Genomic DNA, 9,238 nt, shown 5'->3' on the forward strand with positions numbered 1-9,238 from the left:
TTATATTTAACTCTGCTTGAATATATCGATCGCTCCTGCTCTTGGTTGGCGATCGATTATTCAGCAAGCCCTAAATAAATACTCCTGAACAATCTATTGATAAACTAAAACAAGCTAAGCTATTGAGTCATTTTCCCAAGTCTATGAATTAGAGTCTGATGTTTGTCTCAGGCCTCTTTCTATTAATGAATTACACGAATTTCTGACTTTAGAAGATGCCGAAGCCTCTGACACTTACGAATCCAGGAAAGTTTATGCCTAAAAACCTTCCATTTTTAAAACCTAAAGCATTACAGCAATTGCCTAATCAATACCCCAATCTTTCAGTTGTTGTGTAACTGATTGGATAGGCAAAGCAGCAGTAGTACCAGTACCAGATATAACCAGCTCTTGATTCTGTGTTCGACTGATGGTGTAACTACCTTTCCACACAACGCCAACAACGCGATTTTGCTGGTCTAATACGGGACTACCAGAATTACCGCGAGCTATAATTGCAGACATTTCTAACTCTTGGTCAGTCTTGGTGATGACTTCTCCTGTTGCAACTGTCGAATCCTGGGTGGTGTAGGGATATCCAATAATGCGGATAGGTGCGTTGACGGCAACAGAGGCCGAGGCTCTGGGCAAAGGCTGAATATCTTTCGGAATGTCGGTGACTTCTAGTAAAGCTAAATCTAGGTTGTCAGAGGCAGCAGTAATTTTAACACTCTTAGCGGGTTTCCGCTTGCGGAATTCGCCTGAGAGCGGTTTACTGTAAAATTCAACTTCAATTTTTTTATCGCCCTGGGGTGTATTTTTGCCCGCCGTTGCCACGTGGCGATTGGTAAGAACCCAACCTTTGTTTCCCTGCCGTTTTACCACCCACCCAGTACCATAATTTAACTCGGAAGAACTTTTAACAATAACTCGGACAACAGACCGCTTTAATGAAACAAAAGGTTCATCTTTTAAACTGGGCAATCGCTCTGGAATAGCCAACAATTGCGGATTTTTTTGCAGAGCTAAGAGCCGTTCCGTCTCTTTGAGAAATAATTTAACACTCAGAGAGTTGGGATCTAATGCAATTGCCCTCTTACAGGCTTCAATTACTCGATCGAACTTCCCTTGTTGCTGTAAAGTAAAAATTAAATTGATGTGAGCTTGGGTATTTTTAGGGTTGAGTTGAATCGCTTTTTGATAGGTGGCGATCGCTTCATCTGGTTTCCCCTGCTTGTTCAGGATCACGCCCAGGCTGTTGTAGGCACTGTCATTTTTAGGGTTGAATTGAATCGCTTTTTGAGAGGTGGCGATCGCCTCTTCCAGTTTCCCCTGTTTCTGAAAAATCGCACCTAAATAGTAATAATCTTCAGCATCATTGGGATCTATTTGGATGGCTTGGCGGTAAGCTGCGATCGCCTCATCTAATCTCCCCTGTTGCTGTAGGGCCCAACCTAAACGGCTGTAAGCTTCGGCATCATTGGGATTTATTTGGATGGCTTGGCGGTAAGCTGCGATTGCTTCATCTGGTTTGCCTTGGAAAAAAAACAGCAGATGGCCCAGACTTTTATAAGCTTTGGTATCGTTTGGATCTATTTGGACGGCTTGGCGGTAAGCTGCTATTGCTTCATTAAATTTCCACTTGTCAGAAAGCGCATTGCCGAGTAAGTTGTAAGCCCAAGCAAACTGAGGGTCAACTTTAATGGCTTGGCGGTAAGCTGCGATCTCTTCATCTTCTGCATTTTGACTACGCTGCACAATCGCTTGAACAATATAAGCAAAGGAGGTGAGGCGATTGGTAAACCACGGCAGTGTCGCTGCTACGTATAACAATAAGAAAACTGAGGTTAACTTGGGCAAGAATTTTTTAGGAACTTTTGGTAAAGGCATAATCTTTCTTTATTTCTAAGTTCGATAAGCCTAGTCTACTTCCTCTGAACTTGGTATGCTTTTCACAACTCCAGTTTGACTATAAATCTGTAACAATTAAAAATATAGTAGCTGTTCAGAAATTCTCTCAATGACTTTTATCCCATCCGAAGCGTTTAAATCTATTAGTTATCCCGATCGCACCGTAAAAAGAGCCGATCGCGCCGTCCGGTGCAGCCCTTTTCAATTACACTTCTTCCAGACCATCCGCGATAACAGTGTTTTCCTAACTGCGATCGCCTCAAATTCCGGTGTCGAAAGCGGCTACACGCGATCGCCCGTATCCGAACTCGTAGCCGAAAACTCCCTGCTGTGGCTGATCCAAGTCGGCGTGTTGCGGCGGGAAGTAGACGGACAAGGGATTACCGACAGTTTTCGCCTCACGCCCCTGGGCCGCCAACTCGTGGAAAAATGGGAACAGGAGGCACAGGGAGTGCCGGCCGCGTCATTGTGCGATCGTATGGGAAATGCCGTCAGCCGCGGGTTGGGAGTATTTCTATGAGGGGTTTTCACTTGCCCTAGTTCGACAGTCCGACAGGGAATGAAATCCCTGTCTCATAGCAAAAGTCGGTTAAAACCGACTGCAAGTCTAAATTCAACTTGATGTTGAGTTTCGCATTTCACGTTAATCAACCTCCTCATTCCTCTTGCAGAGGACTTCCGCTATGAGACAGGGATTTCACTCCCTGTCGGACTCGCCGTCAAACGAGTTAGACCCCTTAAAGCGGTCAAGCGAAGGACGGGGTTTTAGACCCATTTTCTTGATAAATTAAATGCGCGATCGCTTAACTAATACAAATTAAATTTAAATCGACTAAAAACAATGGTTCAAACCGCTTCTAAACCTTTGAGTCTCGATGATTTTCTCCAACTGTCGGAAACCAAACCCGCCAGCGAATTCCTTGATGGTCAAATTATCCAGAAACCTATGCCCCAAGGAAAACACAGCACAATTCAAAGCGATTTGGGTGCTGAGATTAACCGGGTACTCAAACCCCAACGCATCGCCCGCGCCTATTCAGAATTGCGCTGTACCTTTGGCGGTCGATCGACAGTACCCGATCTTGTAGTCTTTACCTGGGAACGCATTCCCCGCGACGAAAACGGCGAAGTAGCCAACACTTTCGCCATCGCCCCCGACTGGACAATCGAAATTCTTTCCCCCGACCAAAGTCAAACTAAAGTCGTCCGCAACATTCTCCACAGTCTCCGTCACGGAACCCAGATGGGCTGGTTGATTGACCCGGAAGAAGAAGTGGTATTTGTCTATTTTGCCGATCGCACCATAGCAGTTTTTGAAGAACCGGGCGATCGCATCTCCGTTCCAACCTTTGCCGAATCCTTTAATCTCACCGTCGGTGAAATGTTCAGTTGGCTGACTCAGTAGCGCCACCTCGATTTATGAATGATTTAACCGCAGAGGGCGCAGAGGGCGGGGAGGAGGGAGAAGAGAGATCGCCCTACGGATTTGCTCCGATCAAATGTGCGGTCGATCGCTTATACTAAAATATCTGGCTGTCAGCTCTTCAATGACGAGAGATGACTAAAGTTGTCACTACAAACTTAATTATGATTATTTAACCGGACTTGATATCATCTTTCAAATAACCGCTAACTACTAACAACTAACTACATAAAACGTTTCTCAAAAATGGAAGCTAAATCTTACAAAGACACGGTAAATCTGCCCAAAACCAAGTTTGATATGCGCGCCAACGCCGTCAAACGGGAACCAGAATTGCAACAATTTTGGGCCGATCAAGAAATCTACGATCGCCTTTCGGAAAATAACCCAGGCGATTTGTTCATCCTCCACGACGGGCCACCCTACGCCAACGGACAACTTCACATCGGCCACGCCCTCAACAAAATCCTCAAAGACTTTATCAACCGCTACCAAATGCTGCGCGGCAAAAAAGTCCGATACGTTCCCGGTTGGGATTGTCATGGATTGCCGATCGAACTTAAAGTATTGCAGAACATGAAATCGGAGGAGCGGCTAAATCTTACCCCGATCGAACTCCGCCGCAAAGCCTCCGCCTTCGCGCAGCAAACAATGGAACAGCAGCGCGAATCCTTCCAGCGCTACGGCGTTTGGGGCGACTGGAAACACCCGTATTTAACCATGAAACCCGAATACGAAGCCGCTCAAATCGGCGTTTTCGGTCAAATGGTGCTCAAAGGCTACATCTACCGCGGCTTCAAACCTGTTCACTGGAGCCCGAGCTCGAAAACAGCCCTCGCCGAAGCGGAATTAGAATATCCCGAAGGCCACACGTCGCGCAGCATCTACGTCGGCTTTCATGTGAAAAAATTGTCAAAATCCCTGCAAACGAAGCTCAAGCGCTATATGCCGAGCCTCTGGGCGGCGATTTGGACGACTACTCCCTGGACAATTCCGGCAAACTTGGCGATCGCAGTCAATCCCGAACTGACTTATGCGGTGGTGGAACCGCCGGCAAATTCGCACATCGCACAACAATTTATGTTAGTAGCTGTCGATGCGGTCGATCGGCTGTCGGCAACTTTTAACACTCAATTAAAAATACTCGCCACCTTCAAAGGCAAAGAATTAGAAGGTTGCAGTTACAAACACCCCCTGTTCGATCGCGAAAGTCCAATTGTTGCCGGCGGTGACTACATTACCGCTGACTCAGGAACCGGATTGGTGCACACCGCACCGGGACACGGACAAGAAGACTTTATCGTCGGAAAACGCTGCGGTTTGCCAGTTTTAACGCCCGTAGATGAGAACGGAAATTTCACCGCAGAAGCCGGACAGTTCGCAGGTTTAAATGTCCTCGGAAACGGCAATGCAGCAGTCATTGATGCCCTTGCTGACGCAAATTGTTTGATTAAAGAGGAAAGTTACGCTCACTCTTATCCTTACGATTGGCGCACGAAAAAGCCGACCATTTTTCGGGCGACAGAACAGTGGTTTGCCTCGGTTGAAGGGTTCCGAGATGAAGCCTTAAAAGCAATCGCCGATGTGAATTGGATTCCCGCCCAAGGGGAAAATCGGATTACTGCAATGGTGGGCGATCGATCGGATTGGTGCATTTCTCGCCAGCGGACTTGGGGCGTTCCCATTCCCGTATTCTACGACGAAGAAACCAACGAACCGCTGTTAAATGAAGAAACAATAGCCCACGTGCAAGCCATCTTTGCCGAGAAAGGTTCCGATGCTTGGTGGGAATTGTCAATCGATGAATTGCTGCCGGAATCTTACCGCAATAACGGCCGCACTTACCGCAAAGGTACAGACACGATGGATGTGTGGTTTGACTCGGGTTCTTCCTGGGCCGCAGTTGCCCAAGGTCGATCGGAATTAAACTATCCTGCTGATATCTATTTGGAAGGTTCAGACCAACACCGCGGCTGGTTTCAATCGAGTTTGCTTACCAGTGTAGCAACTAACGGCGTGGCTCCTTACAAAACAGTTTTGACTCACGGTTTTGTACTCGATGAAAAAGGCCGCAAGATGAGCAAATCTGAAGGCAATGTCGTCGATCCGGCAGCCGTAATTAAGGAATATGGAGCCGATGTTTTGCGGTTGTGGGTGTCTTCGGTAGACTACTCGGCAGACGTGCCTTTGGGCAAAAACATTCTCAAACAGCAGTCGGATGTTTACCGCAAAATTCGCAATACAGCTAAGTTTTTGCTGGGCAATTTGCACGACTTTGACCCGGCAAAAGATGCCGTTGCTTACGAAGAATTGCCGGAACTCGACCGCTATATGCTGCACAGAATGGGCGAAGTATTTGCGGAAGTTCAAGATGCTTTTGAAAGCTTCCAATTTTCCAGATTTTTCCAAACAGTGCAGAATTTCTGCACGGTGGATTTATCGAATTTTTACTTGGATATTGCCAAAGACAGACTTTACATCAGCGCGACAGATACCCGTCGCCGCCGCAGTTGTCAGACGGTGATTGCAATTGCTGTGGAGAATTTAGCAAGGGCGATCGCACCTGTTTTGTGTCACATGGCTGAGGATATTTGGCAGTACCTTCCCTATCCGACTCCCTACAAGTCCGTGTTTGAAGCCGGCTGGGTGCAAATGGATGCTTCATGGCACAATCCAGAATTGGCTACTCGCTGGCAGTATTTGCGACAAGTGCGCGGCGAAGTTAACAAGGTTTTGGAAAAAGCCCGGATGGAAAAGGCCATCGGTTCTTCTTTGGAAGCTAAGGTTTTGCTGTATGTTCCCGATGTGGAAAAAAGACAGCAATTGGAAGCTTTGAATCCCAGCAGCGAAGAATTGGTGGATTATGTGCGATCGCAAAATTCAATCATCGAGTTAGCAGCAGAGGAGAAGGCAAAAGCAGCACAAGATCGACAGGAAGAACAAGCGGCAAAAGTTGCCAAAGTCTTGACAGAAAACACAATTCATGTTGAAGCGGAAACGCTCGCAGAAAAGGGCGATCGATCTTCTCAGATCGTACAGTATTCTGCCCCGGAACTGCCGGCTTCAGATTCTGGGCCAATCTTAGATAGAGCCGCCGAGTTTGTGGCTAATTTGCCTGAATACGCGGGCAAGTTTTTCACAGAATACCAAAAAGCGCTGGTAACACTTGGGCTGTTAGCCTCTGTGTTGATAACGGGCAGAGTAACGCTGGCAATTTTGGATACGATTAATCAGATTCCGGTGTTGGGAGGCTTATTGGAAGTCATCGGCATCTTATTTACAATCTGGTTTGCTTTCCGTCACTTGCTGTTTGCCGCCAACCGTCAACAACTGGGTCAAAAGATTGATTTTATGACAGCAGATGTGGTGGGCCGGACAAGCGGGCTTGTGCTTGCAGAAACAAAGGCGATCGTACTCGCACCGCCACTAGAGACAGCGCTTGTGCTTGTAGAAGAAACACAGGCGATCGTACAAACAGCCCCAGCAGAAACGGCGCTTGTAGAAACACCCCAAATCCCGGAACCAGAATTAGTTGCGATCGAACCCAAACCAGAAATTCCTGCGGAAATAGCTGTAACGCACGATTCTACAATGACCGGGAACGGTGTAGACGAACTGCGCTATTTGTTCATTACTTCGGAAGTGGAACTGGTAGAATCGAATGCAATCATGCAAGAATTGCCGTACAGTTATCAGTCTCCTGAGTTGGCGATTGGTGTAGTTAAAGCAGACGGGGAAAAGTGCGATCGCTGCTGGAATTACTCGACTCACGTCAGCGAGTCGATCGAACATCCGCTAATTTGCGAACGCTGCGTGTCAGCAGTAGACGACAAATTCTAACGTAGGGTGCGCTTCGGGAAAAAATCTTGAGTTTGTGGTTGCCACATTCACCCCGAAGCGCACCCTACAATAACTTCATTTACTTATTTCTGATTAAAAAAACGGCAGACGATTTCACCAGGGTTGTTTTGTCCAAACGCCAAAACAGTTCCATCTTTCTTAACTGTAGTGCGATCGCGGCAATTGTAGACTTCCAGAGGCTGTTTCACTCCATCAACACTCAGAATTACCCTGTATTCCCAATAGTTTTTCGCACTGCGTTTGATATCGACAATGCAAATCTCGCGCCCTTGATAATTGCGGCATACAGATGCCTCAGCAGGAAGTGCCCAGAAAAAAGATATTAATAACAACAAGCAGCAAACACATTTTCTCATCCGCGATCGCATTTTCCTTTACGCTACCCCGAACCCAGTATGCGGACGCTTGTAAGGTGGATGCAACCCCAACACAATATCATCCTCAGACACTCCCATCTCGACAAATTCCCGTGCAATATCCACTTCTGTCATATTGCGCTGAATCCAAATTTTGCCATCCTTTATATCCAAATGAATGAAACAGTTGTATATCCGCTTTAGCCCCTCCCAGCCAACATCTAGTAACTGATAGTGGTCGTGTTCCCCATCAAAAACAAGCTGGCATTCAACGTCTGAATTAGGCTTTTCTCTCCTTGCTTGTTGAGTTAGCAATTTGCGGATACACTGGCGGTAATGCTCTACTCTTTCCATTCCACAATTACCTCCTTTTGCGGATCGTAAACGACGAGTTTAAGTTGATAAACATTGACCGCTTCTTGTATAAAGGGCTCTTGAAAAAACGAGTCAAAAGTATCAAAGGGTACTGCTAGATACAGTGTTCTGTCCGGTTCTTTGATTTGTAAGGCAAGCCGATAATTCAAAAATTGACCCAAGGCGAGATGAAAGTCAGTAATTGCAGAGTTGTTGAGAAAGCTTTTAATTTCAACAGCAATTTTTTGCCCTAATTTTTCCGCCACCAAAATCTTCTCTGCGGCTAAATCAATCTCAAACTTAACACCCTAAATTTTGACGACCAGCGGATCTGCGGTGATTTCCCACTCCTCCTTCTGAAGCGCTTTTTTTACAGCATCGTCAAATAAATCTCTAGCAGCCATTTCTCCCTCATACAGCTTCTATATCTATCTTATAGCAGCCAAAGTGCGCAAGCTGCTGCGATCGATCGCCCTCAAGTGGCGACATCATAAGATAGCTGAACCATACCAGAACTATATGTCTGACATCCAGTTAACTGCAAAGCTGTAGTATTTATGGGATTAACAAATAAAGGAATTCCCTCGCCTAAAATAAGCGGATGAACCGAGAGAATCACTTCGTTGACAAAGTTTTGATTCAGGAAATCGCGAATCAGCAGAGCACCTCCCACCAACCAAATATTCTTGCCCTCAAGCAAGCGCAAATCATTGACAAAATTCTCTAAATCTGTTACCACTTCGACATCAGGAGTGGCTTGAAAATCTAGATTTTTCGTAAAAACATAACTCTTTTTTTCCTGGTACGGATACTCGCCAAAAGTTAGAACTTGTTCGTAAGTCTTTCGACCCATGAGAACCGTATCGATGCTATCTAAGAATTTATTATAACCGTAATTTTGGTCTGTAAACAGCCAGTCAATATCGCCATTTGAGCGGGCAATATAACCGTCCAAACTAGATGCAATGAATAGTACAATTTTCCGCATGGCAACACCTAGATAAATGCTCTACAGATACTTTATAATACTATAGGGGCTTTCAGTGGTCGAGAGGTACATTTTGATAATTTGTAATTTATCTTTGTAATTTATCGGCTGTATCCCACCTATTGTGCCATCGCCCTTGTCACTTCCAAAAACTCCCGCAAAATCGGCGAATTATCGTCGGCCCTCCATACCGCTGCCATCGGAACAGTTGGCGTAGATTCCGCAATACTTTTATAAATAACGCCCTTCCGTTGAATATTTTGAGCATTGGCCGGCAGCAAAGCAATTCCGGGTGCATCTCACTGTTGCAAATATATGAAAAAAGGGCGAAAATGAAAAAGCTAGTAAAACTGTGAAAAAAGATGA

The 9,238-nt window shown here is 45.9% G+C and carries 8 protein-coding genes and 1 pseudogene; 3 read left to right on the plus strand and 6 right to left on the minus strand.

The features are described from left to right. Window positions 1-303: 303 nt before the first annotated feature. The gene (locus QUA57_RS27425; protein WP_333064912.1) at window positions 304-1,869 is read right to left on the minus strand and encodes a tetratricopeptide repeat protein; all 1,566 of its coding nucleotides are present in this window, start codon (window positions 1,867-1,869) and stop codon (window positions 304-306) included. Between the two features lie 130 nt (window positions 1,870-1,999). On the opposite strand from QUA57_RS27425, the gene QUA57_RS27430 reads away from it, so the two are divergent. The 3 genes from QUA57_RS27430 (at window position 2,000) to ileS (ending at window position 7,153) form a co-directional block, all read left to right on the plus strand. Beyond that, window positions 2,000-2,410, plus strand: coding sequence for an Npun_F0494 family protein (locus QUA57_RS27430; protein WP_333035924.1), 411 nt, complete (start codon window positions 2,000-2,002; stop codon window positions 2,408-2,410). Between the two features lie 321 nt (window positions 2,411-2,731). After that, the gene (locus QUA57_RS27435) at window positions 2,732-3,295 is read left to right on the plus strand and encodes a Uma2 family endonuclease (protein WP_333064913.1); all 564 of its coding nucleotides are present in this window, start codon (window positions 2,732-2,734) and stop codon (window positions 3,293-3,295) included. Window positions 3,296-3,559: 264 nt separating this feature from the next. Further along, on the plus strand, window positions 3,560-7,153 hold the full coding sequence (gene ileS, locus QUA57_RS27440) for an isoleucine--tRNA ligase (protein ID WP_333064914.1): 3,594 nt from the start codon (window positions 3,560-3,562) through the stop codon (window positions 7,151-7,153). An 83-nt stretch (window positions 7,154-7,236) separates the two neighbouring features. Here ileS and QUA57_RS27445 read toward each other — a convergent pair whose 3' ends face one another. The 5 genes and pseudogenes from QUA57_RS27445 to QUA57_RS27465 all read right to left on the minus strand — a co-directional run bounded on the left by QUA57_RS27445 (window position 7,237) and on the right by QUA57_RS27465 (window position 9,153). Then, on the minus strand, window positions 7,237-7,530 hold the full coding sequence (locus tag QUA57_RS27445; RefSeq protein ID WP_333064916.1) for a hypothetical protein: 294 nt from the start codon (window positions 7,528-7,530) through the stop codon (window positions 7,237-7,239). A gap of 18 nt (window positions 7,531-7,548) precedes the next feature. After that, window positions 7,549-7,884 carry a XisI protein gene (locus QUA57_RS27450; protein WP_333064917.1) on the minus strand — a complete coding sequence of 112 codons (336 nt, stop codon included), beginning with the start codon at window positions 7,882-7,884 and terminating at the stop codon, window positions 7,549-7,551. Then, window positions 7,872-8,288 (minus strand): annotated as a pseudogene (locus QUA57_RS27455) (XisH family protein). The gene QUA57_RS27450 and the pseudogene QUA57_RS27455 overlap by 13 nt, the downstream one beginning before the upstream one ends. A gap of 71 nt (window positions 8,289-8,359) precedes the next feature. Continuing rightward, entirely contained in the window at window positions 8,360-8,872 is a 513-nt protein-coding gene (locus QUA57_RS27460) for a dihydrofolate reductase family protein (protein WP_333064918.1), read from the minus strand. 119 nt (window positions 8,873-8,991) lie between these two features. Further along, entirely contained in the window at window positions 8,992-9,153 is a 162-nt protein-coding gene (locus QUA57_RS27465) for a hypothetical protein (RefSeq protein ID WP_333064919.1), read from the minus strand. Between the last annotated feature and the right edge of the window lie 85 nt (window positions 9,154-9,238).

Source organism: Microcoleus sp. Pol7_B2, assembly GCF_036701035.1.
GTDB lineage: Bacteria > Cyanobacteriota > Cyanobacteriia > Cyanobacteriales > Microcoleaceae > Microcoleus.

What these genes read in the sequence shown, in the direction of transcription:
- QUA57_RS27425 (WP_333064912.1), bottom strand. Translation starts at nt 1,869, where the DNA reads ATGCCTTTACCAAAAGTTCCTAAAAAATTCTTGCCCAAGTTAACCTCA.
- QUA57_RS27430 (WP_333035924.1), top strand. Translation starts at nt 2,000, where the DNA reads ATGACTTTTATCCCATCCGAAGCGTTTAAATCTATTAGTTATCCCGAT.
- QUA57_RS27435 (WP_333064913.1), top strand. Translation starts at nt 2,732, where the DNA reads ATGGTTCAAACCGCTTCTAAACCTTTGAGTCTCGATGATTTTCTCCAA.
- ileS (WP_333064914.1), top strand. Translation starts at nt 3,560, where the DNA reads ATGGAAGCTAAATCTTACAAAGACACGGTAAATCTGCCCAAAACCAAG.
- QUA57_RS27445 (WP_333064916.1), bottom strand. Translation starts at nt 7,530, where the DNA reads ATGAGAAAATGTGTTTGCTGCTTGTTGTTATTAATATCTTTTTTCTGG.
- QUA57_RS27450 (WP_333064917.1), bottom strand. Translation starts at nt 7,884, where the DNA reads ATGGAAAGAGTAGAGCATTACCGCCAGTGTATCCGCAAATTGCTAACT.
- QUA57_RS27460 (WP_333064918.1), bottom strand. Translation starts at nt 8,872, where the DNA reads ATGCGGAAAATTGTACTATTCATTGCATCTAGTTTGGACGGTTATATT.